The 19,148-nt window shown below is 43.1% G+C and carries 16 protein-coding genes and 1 pseudogene; 12 read left to right on the top strand and 5 right to left on the bottom strand.

The features are described 5' to 3' along the window. Nucleotides 1-9: 9 nt before the first annotated feature. Entirely contained in the window at nucleotides 10-909 is a 900-nt protein-coding gene (locus CAL7507_RS27305; RefSeq protein WP_015131723.1) for a ferritin-like domain-containing protein, read from the top strand. A 646-nt stretch (nucleotides 910-1,555) separates the two neighbouring features. Here the strand turns inward: CAL7507_RS27305 and patX are convergent. Both patX and CAL7507_RS27295 read right to left on the bottom strand, forming a co-directional pair. Further along, entirely contained in the window at nucleotides 1,556-1,792 is a 237-nt protein-coding gene (patX, locus tag CAL7507_RS27300; RefSeq protein ID WP_015131722.1) for a heterocyst-inhibiting protein PatX, read from the bottom strand. Nucleotides 1,793-1,902: 110 nt separating this feature from the next. Next, complete coding sequence (locus CAL7507_RS27295; RefSeq protein ID WP_015131721.1) at nucleotides 1,903-3,717, bottom strand: FAD-dependent oxidoreductase; 1,815 nt, start codon at nucleotides 3,715-3,717, stop codon at nucleotides 1,903-1,905. Between the two features lie 234 nt (nucleotides 3,718-3,951). Between CAL7507_RS27295 and CAL7507_RS27290 the strand changes: the two genes are divergently transcribed. From CAL7507_RS27290 to hetR, 7 genes and pseudogenes are all read left to right on the top strand, one after another. Then, nucleotides 3,952-4,341: a hypothetical protein gene (locus CAL7507_RS27290; protein WP_015131720.1), complete on the top strand. Its 390-nt coding sequence runs from the start codon at nucleotides 3,952-3,954 to the stop codon at nucleotides 4,339-4,341. Nucleotides 4,342-4,609: 268 nt separating this feature from the next. Further along, a complete protein-coding gene (locus CAL7507_RS27285) occupies nucleotides 4,610-5,053 on the top strand; it encodes a helix-turn-helix domain-containing protein (RefSeq protein WP_015131719.1) in 444 nt (147 codons plus the stop codon). A 225-nt stretch (nucleotides 5,054-5,278) separates the two neighbouring features. Further along, nucleotides 5,279-6,325 carry a zinc-dependent dehydrogenase gene (locus CAL7507_RS27280; RefSeq protein ID WP_015131718.1) on the top strand — a complete coding sequence of 349 codons (1,047 nt, stop codon included), beginning with the start codon at nucleotides 5,279-5,281 and terminating at the stop codon, nucleotides 6,323-6,325. Nucleotides 6,326-6,542: 217 nt separating this feature from the next. Next, nucleotides 6,543-7,808: an inorganic phosphate transporter gene (locus CAL7507_RS27275; RefSeq protein ID WP_015131717.1), complete on the top strand. Its 1,266-nt coding sequence runs from the start codon at nucleotides 6,543-6,545 to the stop codon at nucleotides 7,806-7,808. Nucleotides 7,809-8,779: 971 nt separating this feature from the next. Further along, complete coding sequence (locus tag CAL7507_RS27270; protein ID WP_015131716.1) at nucleotides 8,780-11,200, top strand: EamA family transporter; 2,421 nt, start codon at nucleotides 8,780-8,782, stop codon at nucleotides 11,198-11,200. Between the two features lie 108 nt (nucleotides 11,201-11,308). Continuing rightward, nucleotides 11,309-11,542 (top strand): annotated as a pseudogene (locus CAL7507_RS27265) (tetratricopeptide repeat protein); the annotation flags it as partial. A gap of 1,120 nt (nucleotides 11,543-12,662) precedes the next feature. Next, a complete protein-coding gene (gene hetR, locus CAL7507_RS27260; RefSeq protein ID WP_015131714.1) occupies nucleotides 12,663-13,562 on the top strand; it encodes a heterocyst differentiation master regulator HetR in 900 nt (299 codons plus the stop codon). Between the two features lie 42 nt (nucleotides 13,563-13,604). Here hetR and CAL7507_RS27255 read toward each other — a convergent pair whose 3' ends face one another. Next, nucleotides 13,605-14,234: a hypothetical protein gene (locus CAL7507_RS27255; RefSeq protein WP_015131713.1), complete on the bottom strand. Its 630-nt coding sequence runs from the start codon at nucleotides 14,232-14,234 to the stop codon at nucleotides 13,605-13,607. Nucleotides 14,235-14,780: 546 nt separating this feature from the next. On the opposite strand from CAL7507_RS27255, the gene rpsD reads away from it, so the two are divergent. After that, nucleotides 14,781-15,389: a 30S ribosomal protein S4 gene (rpsD, locus tag CAL7507_RS27250; RefSeq protein ID WP_015131712.1), complete on the top strand. Its 609-nt coding sequence runs from the start codon at nucleotides 14,781-14,783 to the stop codon at nucleotides 15,387-15,389. A gap of 65 nt (nucleotides 15,390-15,454) precedes the next feature. Here rpsD and moaA read toward each other — a convergent pair whose 3' ends face one another. Beyond that, the gene (gene moaA / locus CAL7507_RS27245; protein ID WP_015131711.1) at nucleotides 15,455-16,444 is read right to left on the bottom strand and encodes a GTP 3',8-cyclase MoaA; all 990 of its coding nucleotides are present in this window, start codon (nucleotides 16,442-16,444) and stop codon (nucleotides 15,455-15,457) included. A gap of 189 nt (nucleotides 16,445-16,633) precedes the next feature. Between moaA and CAL7507_RS32510 the strand changes: the two genes are divergently transcribed. Together CAL7507_RS32510 and CAL7507_RS27240 are read left to right on the top strand one after the other, a co-directional pair. After that, nucleotides 16,634-16,795 carry a hypothetical protein gene (locus CAL7507_RS32510; RefSeq protein WP_015131710.1) on the top strand — a complete coding sequence of 54 codons (162 nt, stop codon included), beginning with the start codon at nucleotides 16,634-16,636 and terminating at the stop codon, nucleotides 16,793-16,795. Further along, nucleotides 16,792-17,418, top strand: a complete 627-nt coding sequence (locus CAL7507_RS27240; protein WP_015131709.1) for a Uma2 family endonuclease — start codon at nucleotides 16,792-16,794, stop codon at nucleotides 17,416-17,418. Before CAL7507_RS32510 ends, CAL7507_RS27240 begins: the two co-directional genes overlap by 4 nt. Nucleotides 17,419-17,634: 216 nt before the next feature. On the opposite strand, the gene CAL7507_RS27230 is transcribed toward CAL7507_RS27240, so the two are convergent. After that, nucleotides 17,635-17,814 carry a ribbon-helix-helix protein, CopG family gene (locus tag CAL7507_RS27230; RefSeq protein WP_015131707.1) on the bottom strand — a complete coding sequence of 60 codons (180 nt, stop codon included), beginning with the start codon at nucleotides 17,812-17,814 and terminating at the stop codon, nucleotides 17,635-17,637. Nucleotides 17,815-18,087: 273 nt separating this feature from the next. On the opposite strand from CAL7507_RS27230, the gene CAL7507_RS27225 reads away from it, so the two are divergent. Further along, nucleotides 18,088-19,119, top strand: coding sequence for a hypothetical protein (locus tag CAL7507_RS27225; protein ID WP_015131706.1), 1,032 nt, complete (start codon nucleotides 18,088-18,090; stop codon nucleotides 19,117-19,119). The last annotated feature ends 29 nt before the right edge of the window (nucleotides 19,120-19,148 follow it).

The following is a 19,148-nucleotide window of genomic DNA, read 5'->3' as shown; positions in this document are numbered from 1 at the left end:
TAATAAACCATGACAGTTACCTACCCACGGAAATTTCAGAATGCTTTGAGTGCGAGAGACATCCTCAAACAGGTAGTACGCGATCGCGAAATTCATCTGATTACCCTCAACCGCTACCGCTACAGTGAGCAACGTAGTTGCAAAGACCTCACAAACCTGATAGAACAACTCAATGGGCAGCCACGGGAACTAGTGCGGGAATTGTCCCACCACGTTGCTGATGAAGCACGTCACGCGATGTGGTTGACTGATTTGCTGGTGGAATTGGGCGCTAATGTCGGTAAGCCCCCTGGCGGATCTTATATTGATGAATTTGAACGGCTACTCGACCACGAACACCAAGATCCAGCTACGAACTTGGATGATTTTGTGATTTCCGTTCTCGCAGCTATCAACATCACCGAAAAACGGGGCTGTGAGTATTTCTCTGCCCATATTCATGCCCTTAAACAAGCACCACAAACTGCAGAAAATATTAAAATCAGAGAAGCGATCGCCAAAATTTTACCAGAAGAAGCCGGACACGTCCGTTGGGGTAACCGCTGGCTGGCACAGTTAGCAGATAAGAGTCCAGAACACCGGCAAAAAGTAGTCCAAGCCAAAAATAAGTATGCCGCCATCGAGCAAGCAGCCTTTGAGTCTGGGATGGATATCACCTTGGGTGCAGAACTGCGGCGCGTTGTCAACCTAGTAGAAGTAGCAAACAACATGCCCCTCTGGCAGCGTCCCCAATACTTAATGGAGCGCTTACCGCAAACCTTGCTAGCACCTGAGTTGCAGTTTACCAGGATTCAGGCTGCACAAAGAGCTTGGCAACGTGATCCACAAGCTTTCATGGAGAAGTTTGTCCCCATGTTCCTCAACGGCATTAAAAGCCGGGAAAAAACCTTGTCAAAAGCTGAGAAATAGCCTGTTGTCGTTGGAATCTAGATTAATGAACTAATATGCGCCCCAGTTGTATATTCTTGGCTGAAGACAGTCATTAAGTCCTTTGTCTTTTGTATTTACAAAGGATAAAAGACGTTCATCATCAGTAATTGTGAAATTTCAATGTGTTTTAGCTGACTAACTCACCATTGGTAAATTAGGTGCGTCAGCCTTTATAGTTCTTTGTGTGCATTGAAAAAAGCGGCTGAAAATCGACAGACTACTATCTCTGTTGAGAAAACCCGTGTGGCAGTAAACTAGCGCTACTTTCAGGCTGTTTAATTAGCCTGGAAAATATGCAAATTATCAGCAGATACCCTGGAATTGACATCTTCAACGATATCAGGGATTAGAAGCGAAAGTAATGGTTGCTGGAGGATTTGGTGATGCGGTGGATACAAGCAGTTTGTTGGCTGATGGTTCCCGGCGCGACAGTTTACGCAGGTTATGATATACAGAGCTTACGGATGAAATACTGAGCAAATGCTGAGGTTTTTCGTGTGTCAACTGTTATATATCTACTAGAGATGTTGTGTAAAGAATGTTCAACATAACACTCTAGCTGACTGTACTTTAATTACCCTGCAACAAGATTTGTTACCTCCCAAGGAGGCTTTCCACCTGCTTTCTAAACAGCAAGATGGTTATTACCGTAATATTCCATTAACTCTCGGCGTCCGCTACCGCGATGGGGTGCAGGTTTTTCTGGTTGGTTAGGTTTCGGTTTCGGTCTCACCGAGAGTAACTCTTCAGAACCAGAAGAGGCAAGCATTTGACGTGATAATTGATTAGCCATGCCTTGGTAGTTAAAAGCTAAGGAGCCAAACACCAGGCTTGATACTAGAAGTGAAATGGCAGCACGCATAGCGAATGTCTATTTTTGAACTCTCCAATTCACTACTACTGAGTTTTTATTAGTGCATCCGGATATTTTCTTAAAAAGTACTTTTTTTTACTTATTATGAAGCATTTTATTTATGTTTCGAGATATTCGACTATTAACCAATTTCCGGCAGGATTCAGGCGACCCCAAATTTTTACCAATTGCTGATGGGGTAAAGCTTGTAGCTGATCATCAATTTGCGATCGCCTAGTTACAAGTTGCCAAGTTTGTTCTTGATGAGCTTCTGGAGCAGTAATAGTGAATCTGTAATCTTGCTGATCTTGCCGCTGGAAAATGCCTGTGAAGCAATCGCATGTCCGTATTAACACCTGATATGTATTTACGTGACAGTACTGAGGCAATGATGAAGAAGAGCTATAGCCGTTCTTTGGGTAGGCTTCTGGATTGTCTAGATAATAGACTTGCTGTGGCAACCACTCGGAGTCACTAAGTGCTAAGTTAAACAACGGTATAATAGCCGTAGGCGATCGCTCATCTTGTAGTAGAGCTGCTTGCAATGCCCTGACCGATAAATCCCTTGGTTGACAGTTAAACTCAACGCACATCGCCGCCGCCATGCCTGCAGCTTGACCAATACCCATAACCACAGGTTGTAATCTCGTTGCCCCATTGGCAATATGGGAGACAGAAATATTCTTTTCACAGACTAAGAAATTATCTGTCAGCTGAGGAACAAGGCAACTGTAGGGAATAGTAAAGGGAGTTCCAGTCCAACGTCCCCCCCAGCGGATAGATTTGGGTTGTAGTGGGAATGTGAAGCCAGGATAATGGTGGTCGTTAGCGTAATTACCAATAGCAATGGTATCGAGATTTAAAGACGCCACCCTACCCCCTGTGACAGGCAAAATATCCTGTTCTCGCACAGTATTTAATCCCACCAAACGGCGACTTTCCCGGTAATAGGGATGCAGCGCAAACGCCGACGTAGTAGGGGCGAGGAAACCTCGCCCATCTCCTCGCCCGGTTCCCAGCCCCAATAAAGGAAAAACCTCTTCAGCCAAGCCATAACGACGCCCAAGCTGACTTTGGATAAAATGGGCGAAATTCTGGCTGTGCCAGCGGCATTCTTGAATAAACTCACCCCTGGATGCCTCTGAATCTAGCAAACGCCCTAATCCTTCGCCGTAGTCATTGCCACAAATCGGCCAATTAATCATAAATCGACCACCTGGCAAGCGCCCGTAATTCAAAAATGTTTCGCCACCATAGCCATCCCAAGCCCCAGCAAACAGGGATGGATTATAGTGAGGGGCTTGAGGAATTTCTGGGGCGACTTCTACACCAAAATCTTGCATGATGACTACTCCAGTGGGTGCTTGCACTGGATATTTTTCTGTAAGGGAATTGAAAGTCTCTGGCGCACTGGGTTCTCCCCATTCCGATTGCAATTCCCAGCCCCAACGGTAAGGTATTTCCGCCAAAGCTAATAAATCGCCTAATTCTGTGCCGTCGAGAATAATCTTGGCTTTAATAGTGAAATTGGCAAATCTCACACCAGTTACAGAATTTCCCTGACGCAACACCTCTAAAGGCACTTGTCCTTGAAACCATTGCAGATTTGGTAACTCCTGCACCCAATCAGCGAAAATCTTTGCCCCAACCCGCGGATCAAAACTAAAAAAGCTCACCCAGCTGTGATCTAATCCCCCTGGCTGACGGTGCCGTAATTCCCGCAAAAAAGCACCCCATAACCCCGTCTGAAAGGCTTCTAATTCATTACCATCGGGTACAGAAACACCCGCCGAGGTCAGCATTCCTCCCAACCAAGGAAATTCACTCACCAGGATAGTGTTTACGCCCCGTCGCGCCGCTTGGATAGCCGCAGCTGTGCCGCCAACTCCCCCACCCACAACTAACACATCGGTTGTATAAGTCTGATTAACCACTTTTTTACCTCACTGGGATTTCGACCATGCCAATTTTAGATTTTGGATTTTGGATTTTGGATTATTTTTCGGATGGTTTTTGACCTCTTACATATTTGATGTTTATTGTCAATGTGTAAGTCCTAATTTCTACGTGTATTTCAAAAATCAAATAATAGTCTTATATTGTCTGCAGTTCAATTGACATCAGACAAGAAAATTACTTTGTCCTGTTTTCTGGAATAGTTTTTGGTTGTGTTGAAGCACAAATTAGTCGAGAAAACCGAACTCAAAATGATTAAGCATAGTGTAATTACCTCTTTGTTTGTTGCGTCCTCAATTTTGGGAATTGCAGGCACTGCTTCTGCTGAAAATCTGGTGACAGTAGCCGTTAATGAGTCGGAGGGAATCATTTATCAGATAGACTTGGACAACCGTTCTGAATACAAAACTAATTCAGGATGGAGACATGTCAAATTCTGGCTCTCCACCAAAGGAGATCCGCGAAAACATGCGGCGATCGCTGCTTGTGCGCCATATGATCTACAATCTCCCTATTATGAATGGGATTGGCTACCCAATGGCGGCGGATATCCAGAAGGAACAATCGCTGGAAATATTGCTCGGGCTGCTTGTAATAATTAACTGCATAGCCTCTCCTAATCTGTGGTGAACGACAAGCATAAAAATCCCAAAACTGCAATTAAGGGATTTTTACAACCACAATTAAGATGCAACTAAAGAGTATCTTAAAACCACAATAGTATAAATTTTTATAAATTTTTCTAGGGTAGGATTTGGTGAAGACATCCTACCCTCTATTTTTGAGAAAAGATGTTTTTCGTTTATTGCGTTTGTGTAGTGTGTAATATATGGGGGTAGCTTGCTATTAAACATCGTCACCAGGAATTTTATGTTACAGCAAAATTCATCCCTAGAGCCTGTCACATATCCAGAGCAAGAAAAGCAATCTATCCAGGAACTAGAACGCACACTCAAAGATGAAGATTCACCAGCAAAATTAGTTGTCGCGAACGGAGAACAAATTACCATTCCGGAATCTGTGTATCAAGTGCTACGTAAAGTTGTCCACGCAATGGCATCTGGTCACGCTATAACCGTAGTTACCCAACAGCCGGAAATGACGACACAACAAGCGGCTAATTATCTCAATGTTTCACGCCCTTATCTGATTAAGTTATTAGAACAGGGTGAAATTCCATACATTACAGTCGGTTCCCATCGCCGAGTGATTTTTGAGGATTTAAAGAAATATAAACAGCAAAGGGATACTGAACGCCAGCAAGGACTTCAGGAAATGACTCAATTTCTGCAAGATGAGGGGTTCTATGATTGAGACTACCTCTGTGTCAGTTGTTTTTAAAATAATTAAACGCAGATAAACGCAGATAAATTTGTACTTCAGTAGCCTAGGAAAGGCTATAAAAATAATCAAGCAACAAAGTTTGTTGCGAAAATTCGTCTGCATTTACAAACAAAAACAGCATAAATCTCAAAAAGAATAGCGTAAATTTAACCAGTAAGTGCTACATCTAATAACGTTGAGCGGTGAGAAAGCAACGTGAAAGCACAGGTATTTAGAGGCGTTAATCAACTTTCCTACGAAGAGATCCCAGTACCGACTCTGGAACCAGATGCAGTGCTGGTACAGGTGCGGGTAGTGGGTTTGTGTCAATCAGATATTAAAAAAATTCGTTATCCCCTGTATGAACCACCGCGCATTTTTGGACATGAAACGGCTGGGATTATTGCAGATGTGGGTTCTGAGGTAAGAGGCTGGGAAGTGGGACAACGGGTAGCAGTGATGCATCATATTCCGTGTATGCGTTGCGCCTATTGCCTAAATGAAAATTATTCTATGTGCGATGTCTATAAAAATATCTCCACCACAGCCGGTTTTAACGCCAGTGGCGGCGGGTTTGCGGAGTATGTGAAGGTACCAGGTCATATTGTGCAAAATGGCGGGCTAATTCCCATTCCCGATGATATTTCTTTTGAAGAAGCCAGTTTTGTGGAACCGACTAACTGCTGCTTAAAGGCAGTGAAAAAAGCCCAAATTGCCCCTGGGCAAACTGTTTTGGTGACTGGTGCAGGGCCGATTGGGTTAATGTTTGTGATGTTGGTGAAGTATTTTGGCGGCAAAGCGATCGCTACTGACCTCCTCCCCTCTAGAATTGAAAAAGCTTTAAATGTCGGTGCAGAAGCGGCTTTTGATGCCCGCGATCCCGATTTAACAGCAAAAATTCACGCCATAACTGGTGGAATGGGTGTGGATGTCACCCTATTGGCTGTACCCAGCGAGAAAGCTTTCTTCTCTGCACTTGATAGCACCCGTAAAGGCGGTAAAATTTTGTTCTTTGCAGAGTTTCCAGATGAACTAGAAATTCCCATTAATCCCAACATCCTCTACCGTCGGGAAATTGATTTAATGGGCAGCTACAGCTCATCCTATCGCCTGCAGAGCCTGTCTGCTGATATTGTGTTTAATCGCCGGATTGATGTAGAAGCGTTAATTAGCGATCGCTATCCACTACAAAATTTATCAGCAGCCGTAGATCAGGCGATCGCACCCACTGCAGAGACTTATAAAATTTTGATTTATCCCTAGTATAAAAAGTCTGAAGTATGAAACGAAGAAAGCTTTATAGTCAGCCTTTAGGAGGTTTGTAATAGTTACTTTATTTCCGCAGACCTGTACTAATAATAGAGATGAAAGAGAAAAGGGAAGGGAGACAAGCAAAAATAACTCTTGACTTTTGACCCTTGACTCTTGACTCCTTGCCCTGAGCGTAGCCGAAGGGTTGACCCTTGACTCTTGATCCAAAATGCTCATAACCCTCGCTATAGTATCCCTGCTAGCCTTCTACGTCGCCTTTAACCTCGGTGCAAACGATGTTGCAAATGCAATGGGAACCTCTGTTGGTTCTAAAGCTGTCACCCTCAAACAAGCACTGATTATTGCTGGGGTGTTGGAGTTTGCGGGTGCTGTGTTGTTTGGACATGAGGTAACGGAAACTCTAGCCACGAAAGTTGCTAATCCGGCTTTATTTGCTGCTATACCCCAAACATTAGTCATAGGGATGATGACAGTTTTATTAGCGTCTGGGCTGTGGCTACAAATTGCCACCTCACGGGGTTTACCTGTATCCTCATCTCATGCAGTAGTAGGTGCGATCGCAGGATTTAGTTGGGTAGCTTTAGGAATCGATGCCATTGATTGGTCATCCATTGGCTTAATTACCATCGGCTGGATTTTAACACCATTGATCAGCGGGGCGATCGCGGCTTTGTTCTACAGTCAAATCAAACATTGGATTTTAGAACAACCAAATCAAGTAGCGCAGTTACAAGAGTGGATTCCCTGGTTAAGTGTGTCCCTGCTGGGAGTATTTGGCGTCATTGTCCTCCCTTCTCTCACCCAACCACTAACAAATTTTTTCATCAACGAAGTTGGATTAACCATCCCATCTCACGACATTCCCCTATTCACAGGCGCAGTCGCAGCCATTGGACTAACTCTCTACAGTTGGAAACAGTTATTCTCATCCCCAATCCCCAATCCCCAATCCCCAGTCCCCAGTCCCATAGAATCTGTATTCGCCCGCTTCCAGCTATTGAGTGCTTGCTTTGTTGCCTTTGCACATGGTTCTAATGATGTAGGAAATGCGATCGCACCATTAGCGGCGATCGTTTACATCAATCGCACTGGTAACGTACCCATAAATGGCATCACCATCCCCATCTGGATTTTAATCCTAGGCGGTATCGGCATAGTTGGGGGTTTAGCCATCTGGGGTAAAAAAGTCATCGCCACCATCGGCGAAAATATTATTTCCTTGCAACCTAGTAGTGGATTTTGTGCAGAACTCGCCACCGCCACCACAATTCTCCTCGCCTCCCGACTCGGTTTACCAGTCTCCACCTCCCACGCCCTCGTCGGTGGTGTGGTGGGTATCGGACTAGTGCAAAACATCAAGTCGATAAAATTCTCCACCCTTCAAAACATCGCCGCCGCCTGGTTAATTACAGTCCCTCTCAGTGCAGCCCTCAGCGCCGCCATCTTTAGCATCGCCCGGATTTTCTTCCTCTAGAAATTACCATGCCTTTGTAGGGGCGTAGTCAATTTAACTTTAAATCGGCGGTTAGAAACCGCATCTACACAAACAAAACCTGCCGACCCAGGTTAAATTCTCTTAGCCCACGGAGGTGGGCTTTGTCTGTGTAGCCGCGAATTCCATTCGCCCTGGCTCTAGTTGACACCAATGAGGGTTGTTCGCCCACCAGCCTTTTGCAGAATAGCTGCGAATTCACTAGAATATTGTCGAGGGGATAGTAATATTTTGTAGTTTTAACAAACGAATACATTCATATTGACATCTTGCAACAGTTGCAACGTCGCATTTTTTGTAGGATAGGCACTGCCAGCCCTGGAAGATGTCAGTTAATCTCCATTTAGAGATATAGGAATCCGGTTTGATTTTTGAACGTATTTAAGTATTGGTAGGGGAGCCACCCTTGTGCGCGGGTTTCCCGCGTTGAGAGGAGTGGCGTTGGGCAATGCCCACCAAAACCCTGATATGGTGGGCATTGCCCACCCTACTACTACCTACGCGTAATTCAAAAATCAAATAGTAGTCCTATATAAACTGTCGCGTAAGTTACATTCAGCACAAATTTACGGTTAAGTAAAACAACTCATATACTCTTGCAGTAGCAAAGTCAGCATTAACAACTTTTGCCAAATTACTATTGTCACCAAAATAATTCTGTATTAATTAAAGGTAAGATTTTTTATCTCAAAAAACCTTGCTGAATCATCAGTTAATTTATCTAAGACTGACGGAAGACTGGTTTGTGGTGCTGAAAGAAAAACAGTGTATTCAGTATTGAGTTAAATTATATGCTTTGCCAACCCTGTGTTGAGCATGACAGAATGACGGTAATATGCGTAACTCCTGTTAAAATTTTTGTTTTATCTGACAAAATGCAGGAAATTAGTATGAGCGCCAAGCAATTCTACGGGAAGCAGCTTTATCGTCAAGGTGTCAGAGGTTAAAAGCTAATGGGGCGATTTGAGAAGCAACCAGACAACCCGCGAGTCAGAGGTGATCTATCCCGGTCAGCAGAAAATGCTCTCTGGGCAGTTGTTGAGGATTTAGAAAATCTTCAGCAACATGTGATCCGCTCAATGCAGGAAGAAATTAAGCGGCTGCAGGCGGAAAAAAACCGTTTAGCTGATGACATTCAACAGCTGAATCAGGAAAAAGAACAATTACAACAGGTGCGGCAAATTACAGAGCAGCAGGTGTTGATCCGCCAGCTATCAGAAGCTTTGGCCAAGCACATATCCTCGCAACTACAATCCTCTCTGGCGACGTTAGCAAACAAAACTCTAGAGCAGGAATCCTCAGCCAGAGCCGCCTTGAAGTCAGTTCAGATTAATAGCCCTCCAGAAGGCGCACAAAATGAAAATGTCGGCAAACTGCTAGACAACTTAGACGATACCTTAACTATCACCTTTAACTCACTGCAACAAGAACTGAAGAACTATCAAAGTAATATTTCTCAGCAGTTGTCTCGGATGCACAACCAACAACAACAAGGGGAGGTCATCTTAACAGAGTTAATTAATCGCTTACAAGGTCTGGAGAAAACAGCAACAAAAATATCAACACCTGTTGTCTTACAACCTCCAGAAGAAAAGGTGATCAAAGTATCACCACCTACTGTATTGCAACTTCCTGAGCTACAGCAGAACAGTCCTTTGGAAGCATCCCCGAATTTGGGTGAGGTAGCAAGCAACACTATTAAGACAATTTCTGTCATTCCAGAATACTCATCAGAAAGCAAAACTAAATCAGAACCCATCACCACATCATCGGAAATCCCCCCGCTACCGCCAGTTAAACCAGATAACGTAGAGCCAATTTATATTTCCAGAGATTTATCACCAAGGGAAACTAATTTAGAACCCACTGCGCCATCATCAGAAATTCCACCGCTACCACCAGTTAAACCAGATGACGTAGAGCCGATTTCTGTGATTTCAGCAGACTTATCGCCTAGGGAAACAAATTTAGAACCCACTACGCCATCATCAGAAATTCCACCGCTACCGCCAGTTAAACCAGATGACATAGAGCCGATTTATATTTCCAGAGATTTATCACCCAGGGAAACAAATTTAGAACCCACTACGCCATCATCAGAAATCCCCCCACTACCACCAGTCAAGCCAGATGACATAGAGCCGATTTCTGTGATTTCAGCAGACTTATCGCCTAGGGAAACAAATTTAGAACCCACTGCGCCATCAGCAGAAATTCCACCGCTACCACCAGTTAAACCAGATGACGTAGAGCCGATTTATATTTCCAGAGATTTATCACCAAGGGAAACTAATTTAGAACCTGAATCGATTGTGCGATCGCCCCAGCCGGAAACACCATCCTTATTCGGCTTATCGTCAATCCAAATCGGGTTCTTGCTGATTGTCTTGTCAACAGTAGTTTCATCGCTTTATAACGTAGCAATTAAAGTGATGTTCTTCCAAGGTTCTCAGATTCTCGGATTAGTGGACGTAGAACGCTTACTCTACCCGACTTTAGGGAATGTTCTGTTAATTTTGATGCTACGCTTGCTGGTGGTTGTGCCACTGATGTTATTGCTGGCTCCCATGATGCATCCACGAGTGTGGCAAGATTTGCAAAATATTTTTGACTCAGTCAGGGGAAATTCCACCCCGGCTAAGACAGCGACAAAGAAAGTTTTGCAGTTATCGATCGCCAGTGGCTGCTTTTTGTTTTTATCTCAAGTACTCGTTTATCTTGCTGTCGCAGAAATTCCTACAGGAATGGCGATCGCTCTTTTCTTTGTTTATCCCCTAATTAGCGTATTCTTATCGTGGTTTCTATTTCGCGATCGCCCCACCGTATTCCGCACCGTGGCGATCGGCGCTCTATTCTGCGGTGAATTGCTGATTTTAGGCGGTTCCAGCATTAGTATGGATAATCTTTCCTTCGGCGGTAGCACAGCCATTTTATCAGGTATAGCCTTTGCTGTTTACGTGGTTCTGACCAGGATATGTGCTAGCAACCTACATCCAGTGTCTTTTACATTAATTAACTTTGCCACAATGCTATTTCTGAGCTTCATCGGTTTAATGATACCCTTACCAGGTGAATGGAGCTTAGTAATTGACAATTCTAAATTGTTGGAAATTATTTTAAGTGCCTTTATTTTGGGCGTACTCACTCTCTGCGGTTATGTATTCAATAACATTGGGATTCGCAAATTAGGTGCATCCCGTTCCGCGATTATCGGTGCTGGTGTCCCCATTTTAACTGTCATATTTGCTGGGTTAATTATTCAAGAAAACTTAGAGATTATACAAATTTTAGGAGTATTATTAATAACTTTTGGTGCAGCAGCTTTCAGCTTAGAAAAAATGCGAAACATTAAATCAGTGAACAGTAATCAGTGAACAGTCAACAGTTAAGAATATTCCTAGGATGGTAGGTTGGGTTGAGGCTTTGCGTAGACGCGGAGCGGCTTCCCGCGGGGTAGCCCAACATTAACAGCGAAAGCCTTACAACTCAACCCTAACGATGCTGAGGCTTATGTGGGTATAGGTAATGTGCTAAATGCTCAAGGGAAACAAAAGGAGGCATTAGCATCTCACCAGAAAGCATTGCAACTAAACCCCAACTTGGCAACTGCTTACAACGGTATTGGTAATGCCCTATATGACCAGAATAAAATAGATGATGCAGTTGCCACCTACCAAAAAGCCATTCAACTCAACCCTAACTATGTAGCTGGTTAGATGGTGTTTTACCTCGTGATGCAATCATTGCGTTGTTCTCCTTTGGGGCTGCGACAATTGCAAATCTGCTATTTTGGTTATTTAGTAACGCTTCTCAATCTGCGTCCAATAATAGCCCCAAATCATAAGTTAAACCCCGTTCGTGTTGAACCTGGAGTTTTGAATTATTGTGTTGTGTCATGGTGATGAAGGCATAATCTTAGCGTTTTTGCAGGGTAGGGCGCAAAAATTTGCTAAAAAACTCAATTCATCGCCAACGCTCCCAATAACTGGAAATATTTTTTCATATACTTATGTACAGAAATATCAGTAAACCCTGATTTTTATCTGAATATAAAATATTTAAATACTAATCACAAAAATGTTTAAAATAGATGATTTTATACATAAAAAATCAAAAAAATGCTATAATTATCGGCAATATGAAGAAATATGACAGGTGTTTTGAATTTGAAATTATCTGTAGCTTTTAGCGTGAGCAATTCTTACTTAAGTAGGCTGCCCATACTACGAAGATATCACTGGAAGTGTTAAATAGTATCGCAGTTAACAAAAAATTATTATGTCTGTCAATGGCATCAGCCTCAGTACTTAACTTCTGCATAACAAACTTGAGAACACTGCTATTCATCCCTGAGAAACTAAGATTCCCTACAGTTTTAGTAAAAATATTTTTGGCTCAAGATATTCTCATTAACTGCCCCTGCTAGTTTTAGCCATATTCTCTACTTCAGCTAGAAAGCATCTGCATTTCAGTGAGAACACCGTTCCCATTGATACTAGCAAAGAGTAAAACATAGTTATGAATATCAGGTTTGGTTTGTTACTTAGGTAAACCATTCGTTTATGTATTAGGGGAGTAAAGACCTTTGAGGCTAGACTCAACAGATACTTGCAACCTTCGATTTAGATGCTAAACGAACTCCAGCGACATTATTCTTGTCTTTAAGGCTGTACCAGAAATTACGTGAAAATTCACAATTTTGGCTACAAACAGTCTCATAGTTAAAGCATAATAAATAATCTGGAGTGAAGACATAGCCTTCAGTCGGGTGTATACTACTTACTTACTTTCCTTCGACTAATAACTGTGTAAACGTGCTATTTAACTGTCTGTAATATGAGTAACGACATAGATCTGATCAAACGTCTTGGCCCCAGTGCGATGGATCAGATTATGCTTTATCTGGCTTTTAGTGCCATGCGGACGAGTGGGCACAGGCATGGGGCATTTTTAGATGCAGCAGCTACGGCAGCCAAATGTGCAATTTACATGACCTATCTAGAGCAGGGACAAAACCTGCGAATGACAGGACATTTACATCATTTGGAACCAAAGCGGGTAAAAATCATCGTAGAGGAAGTCAGACAGGCCCTGACTGAGGGCAAGCTGTTGAAGATGCTGGGTTCTCAAGAACCTCGCTATTTGATTCAACTGCCTTATGTTTGGATGGAAAAATATCCTTGGCGACCGGGGAAATCGCGCATTCCCGGTACAAGTCTGACAACCGAAGAAAAAAAACAAATTGAGCAGAAACTGCCTAGTAACCTGCCAGACGCCCAATTAATCACCTCTTTTGAGTTTTTGGAGTTAATTGAATTTCTGCACAAGCGATCGCAGGAAGACATGCCACCCGAACACCAAATGCCCTTGAGTGAAGCTTTGGCAGAACACATCAAACGGCGTCTACTTTACTCCGGTACGGTGACACGCATTGATTCTCCTTGGGGAATGCCCTTCTACGCTCTTACCCGTCCTTTCTATGCGCCCGCAGACGACCAAGAGCGCACCTACATCATGGTGGAAGATACTGCCCAGTATTTCCGGATGATGAAAAATTGGGCAGAAAGGCGACCAAATACTATGCGGGTTTTGGAAGAACTGGATATTCCGCCAGAGAAATTTGAGCAAGCTATGGAAGAACTAGATGAAGTAATCCGGGCTTGGGCAGATAAATATCACCAAGAGAGTGGCATTCCCATGATGTTACAGATGGTGTTTGGCAAAAAAGAAGAGTAAATCAGTTATCAGTTAACTGATAACTGTTAACTGATCCGAAATTTACTTACTGCCTGGTGTCACTGGAATTGGCGTAGTCTCAAAAGTAGGGCTGAAAGTGGTGCTTTTAGTTGGTGGTGTAGAACCAAATGCAAAGCCACTAACTCTGTCACTGGCATCAATACAAGTATCTAATGCCTGAGTGGGGTCTAATTCCTTGACTTCACTACGCAAACCCACCACACACTGAGCAAAGCGCACAGGCAACAAACTCCGACCACAATAATTTAAAACTGCTGGGTTGACTACTCCCTTAGTGTTCTGACTAATCCCAACAACACAGGTAGCTAACTCTTCAGGCAGTCGTACCTGTCGGCAAGAGGTAAGAGCATCTACAGCATTAATTTGTGTTTCTTTACTAATTTTCACCACACAGGTAGATAATTCTCTCGGATGCAGTGCTTTGGCACAAGCTGGTAATGCTGATACTGCATTGATGTTCACTTTTAAGAGTTGACCAGCACAGGCACGGTAATCATTACTATAAGAAGCGGTGAGAGCCATTCCGGGGGCGATGGTTGCCAACCACCCAGCTATAGCTAAAATTGGTGCTGTTAGACGTATTGCTTTAGTGTTTAACATCTTGTGAGCAGAACTGCGGTTTCTGCATACCTTTTTTTTACTTTGTAACATTGCTGTTCTCCAAACACCCAAGGTTATGCTAACTTATATGTGCCATAATCTACCTCAGAGAAAAGGATTTTGGCATAGTTTTAATACCGTTTCAACAGCCTGTCAAGTGCGATCGCTGCGCTTCACATATCAAATCGGTGATTGATATTGTCTCAGGTTAGATTATATTAAATATTCGGCGGCGAAAACGACTTCAATCATAGCGGGAGTTGCGTGAACAGCAACTAAACAGTTAAGTCTTTCCGCAACAAATAGTCCTAATCTACCTTGGCGTACACAGGAACTCAACCAGTAGAAAGTCAAAAGAAGGTACTTTTTTGACTTTTTAGTTGTGAAATTCTTGAAAAAACGGATCTGCTCTGGGGCTATATACACTAAACTAGATAACTGGTTCTATGGATCATTTATTCCGTTGAAAGACTGCCAGCAATGGATTCATAGCTTTAAAGCAAGTCCCAGAACCAGAAATCCCCTGACTTTTAGTCGCGGGAATGCCAGAATAGTATGTCTAGGTAAATTTTAAACAGGATTAGATTAAGGAAACTCATGTCCCGATATCGAGGGCCGCGCCTTAGAATTGTACGTCGCTTGGGCGACCTGCCAGGATTAACTCGTAAGAGCGCCAGACGCGCTTACCCACCTGGTCAACATGGTCAGAATCGCAAGAAGCGTTCTGAGTATGCTATCCGTCTTGAAGAAAAGCAAAAGCTCCGCTTCAACTACGGTTTAACTGAAAAGCAACTGCTACGCTATGTGCGGAAAGCCAGACGTGTTACGGGTTCTACCGGACAAGTGCTGCTGCAATTGTTAGAAATGCGCCTAGATAACACCGTTTTCCGCTTGGGTATAGCCCCCACTATTCCCGCAGCGCGTCAACTGGTAAATCACGGTCACATCACTGTGAACGGTCGTGTAGTGAATATTGCTAGCTACCAAACCCGTCCTGGTGAAGAAATTGCTGTTAGGGATAAAGAAGCATCCCGCAAGTTGGTAGAAGCTAACTTACAATACCCTGGTTTAGCTAACCTCCCCACTCATTTGGAATTTGACAAAAATAAGCTGGTTGGCAAAGTCAACAGCGTTATTGAGCGGGAATGGGTGGCGCTACAAGTCAATGAACTGCTTGTGGTGGAATACTACTCACGTCAGGCGTAATTATATTAGTCTTTAGTCATGAGTCCTTAGTCCGTCATATTTCACAAGTGACAAATGACAACTGACTAACCTCCAATTTGCGACATGGTACGAGTGTATGCGGCTGATACCGTACCAGGGTCGCGCCCTTTAAAATTAATTTCTGGCTTAATTGCCAATAAATCCCTGACCTGCTCTCGCAATTGGGTAGTGCTAATACCATGACGTAGAGCAGTTTTCAGGTCAATTTGACCGCTTTCATTCAATAGACAAGGACGCAGCCAACCATCTGCGCTCAAACGCATCCGATTACAACGATCGCAAAAACATTCCGACATCTGACTAATAAATCCCAGCGTCCCCTTCGCGCCGGGAATTTTAAATACATCAGCAGGCCCACTACCACGAATTTGTGATTCTATCAAACCCCAGCGATCGCCTATTTGTTGCCTTAATTCAGCAGAAGAAACCCAACCGCGATCGCCAAATAAATCTGAGTTGCCAATTGGCATAAACTCAATAAACCGGACGTGCCATTGTTTGTCAATGGTGAGGGCGGCTAAATCTAAAATTTCTTGGTCGTTGACTCCTGGAATCACCACTACATTCAGCTTCAGAGGGTCAAATCCCACGCGATAAGCCGCTTGGATACCATTCCAGACATCTTGCCAGCGCGATCGCCCGCGATTGCCGATAATTAGATCAAAGGTGTCAGCATCAAGAGAGTCGAGACTAATATTTATCCGGCGTAAACCAGCATCATAAAGATTTTGGGCTATGGGGGCTAGTAAAAAGCCGTTAGTGGTCATTGAAAGGTCTTGAGTTTGGGGGAAAGACGCGATTTTCTCTACCAAATCCACCACACGGGGACGTAGCAGAGGTTCCCCACCAGTCAAACGGAAGCGGGTAAAGCCGACGGGGATAAACACCTTTTGAATCAAGGTGAGGAGTTCATCATCAGTTAATAATTGTTGCTTGAGAATATAGTCAAGTTCTGCCCCCTCCGGCATACAGTATTGACAACGGAAATTGCAGCGATCGATTAAACTAATCCGGAGATAATCTACCTGGTTCATGAGATGCAAAAGATGGGCTTTTCGTCTAGGCTAGCGTGCCTTGAGTATATTTGCGAAGACCAGGAATGTTGGTAAATACGAGCGATCGGTTGTATACCGTGGAGGAGAGTACAGAAAATTCAGGATAAAATTTATGAAAGAGGAGAATTTAAACTATGAATACAAATATTGTTGCCAGAGTGACAGCTGATGGAAAACTGGAAATTCCACCAGATTGGTAAAATTATTTCTAGAAATCACCTAAGGCAACGAGTATCAGAAGCTGGTTCAGATCCCAATCAACCCAGCAAAGCCAGAATTCTCAATGCTCACACTGAAGATTTGAGCAGGATTAAATCAGAAAAATTATGACTCAAACCTTACGCCAACTAGTTACATTCGATGAATTTGTTGCTAAATACCCAGACAATTCTGGAAAACGTTATGAACTGCATGATGGTGTAATTGTTGAAATGGCACAACCAGTCGGAGATCATGAAGATGTTGTTGGTTTTTTGGCGCTAGAAATATCTGCTGATATCAAACGTCTTAATTTACCTTATTACATTCCAAAAACTGTATTAGTCAAACCACCTGGAGGTGAATCAGCTTATTCACCAGACATATTAATTATCAATCGACCAAATTTAGTGAATGAGCCTCTATGGAAAAAGCAATCGACTGTATCTCAAGCTGCATCTATTCCATTGGTTATTGAAGTGGTTAGTACTAACTGGCGGGATGATTACTACAAAAAATTAGCTGATTATGAAGCTATAGGTATTCCTGAATATTGGATTATAGATTACGCCGCTTGTGGCGCTAGAAAGTTCATTGGCAATCCTAAACTGCCAACTATATCTATTTACCAATTAATCGATAGTGAATACCAAGTTACTCAATTTAGAGGCGGCGAGAGCATCATCTCACAAGCTTTCCCGGAATTGAATTTAAGCGCCGAACAGATTTTTCAAGCTGGAACTGTGCAAATCTAGTCGCGATCGCACATCTAGAGGTATTTTGTGATATGGCATACAGTGATTTCACTTTGGAGAAAGTTAAACAGAATTTTCAAATAAATACTATTGAAATAACTGATATTTTTGCTGATGTGCCTGATTTGGAATGTAGTCAGTTATTAAAATAAATATTAAAATATAATTTACCTATTGCTATTGCTAGTAATAGTGAAAAAGCTCGTTCAGAAATGATTATTTCGCCGATTCTGCTAGATTTAAGACGACAATTAGATGAAAGGTTTTACCTGCTTGCAAAGTCAACCAGCGTTCAGCAATCAAGCGTCTAATCAACTCACTTTTGTCTGTTTGCTCGTGAGCCAAGATATCCGCTAACTGACTTTTTGTTTCTTCGTCTAGTCTGACACTCAGCATTACTTTTAACTTTATGTCTTAAAAGTATGGCTAGTACAGCGCGGCGTAAATAAACATACCATTTCAAATGGCGCAAGAGCTTGGAATACAATTCTTTTGACTTTTGACTTTTGACTTTTGACTTCCGCCTTGCGGTACTAGTATGACATAAAATCAACTTCAGTTCCCAGCAGTTAATACAAATGAACTAGACAAAATGTGATTCTACTTCACGACTGAGGCACACAGATTGTGGCATAATAAGCCGATCGCATACTCTACCTGCTACTAGTCGTGCAATATAACGAATCGATCAACGATATAGCTGCTGCTTTGCAACAGCCAGCGGATCTCAGCTTTGAACTGCCAGATCCAGAAGATGAACAGATTCTCGAGTCAGATTTTCAACAGCAGTTGGATGTAGCTTGGCAAGTATGCGATCGCTTTGATTTGCAGACTGAAATCTGGCGAGGGCGTATTTTACGGGCGATCCGCGACAGAGAGAAAAAGGGCGGCGATGGACGCGGTACGGGCTTTTTATACTGGCTCAAAGAACGGGAAATTAGTAAAAGTCAAGCTTACTCCTGGATTCAACTAGCCAATAGTGCTGATACCCTCTTAGAAGAGGGGAAACTTGCACCGGAATCGGTGAATAACTTTAGCAAACGGGCCTTTGTCGAAACCTCCAAAGCCTCCCCAGAAGTGCAACAAATGGTGAGTGAAGCCGCCCAAAAAGGCGATCGCATCACCAGGCGCGAAGTCCGACAACTCAGCGACGAATGGACAGCTATGTCCTCCGATTTATTACCAGAATCGGTGAGGGAAAAAGCCGCAGATAATACCCTGCCGCCGCGCTACATTGCCCCTCTGGTGAAGGAAATGGAAAAACTGCCAGAATCACACCAAAAATCTATACAAAAGGATATAGCTGCCAATCCTGAGATAGATACCCTGAAACAAGCAACTACAGAAGCGCGTTATCTAGCAAAATATCTCAAATCTGCTGCTCAAGTGCAAGCTCTCAATGAACAGGATGTAGACATTGAAACAGCGTTAGAAGAAGCCCAGAGAATCGGCTGTTTGAGCGTAGCTGCTGATTTAGTCAATCAAGCATCCCAGATAGAACAAACTGTAGCCAAGTTGTATATGACTTGGAAACGCATCGGTAATTTAGCAGATAGATTATATGTTGATACGGGTGCAAGTACGCCAAACTTGCGATCGCTCCTCACTTGCATAGAACCTTTGGGCGGTGAAGTCATGGAGTTGCAACTGAGTGGCGCTGTTGAACATACAATCAGGTTACAGATTCAAGAAACAAGTTAGGGAATGGGGCGATCGCTGTTGATTTTTTA

It is taken from the genome of Calothrix sp. PCC 7507, from assembly GCF_000316575.1.
Classification (GTDB): Bacteria; Cyanobacteriota; Cyanobacteriia; order Cyanobacteriales; family Nostocaceae; genus Fortiea.
Note: the sequence above shows the minus strand (reverse complement) of the source record. Positions and strands in the feature narration are given on the sequence as shown.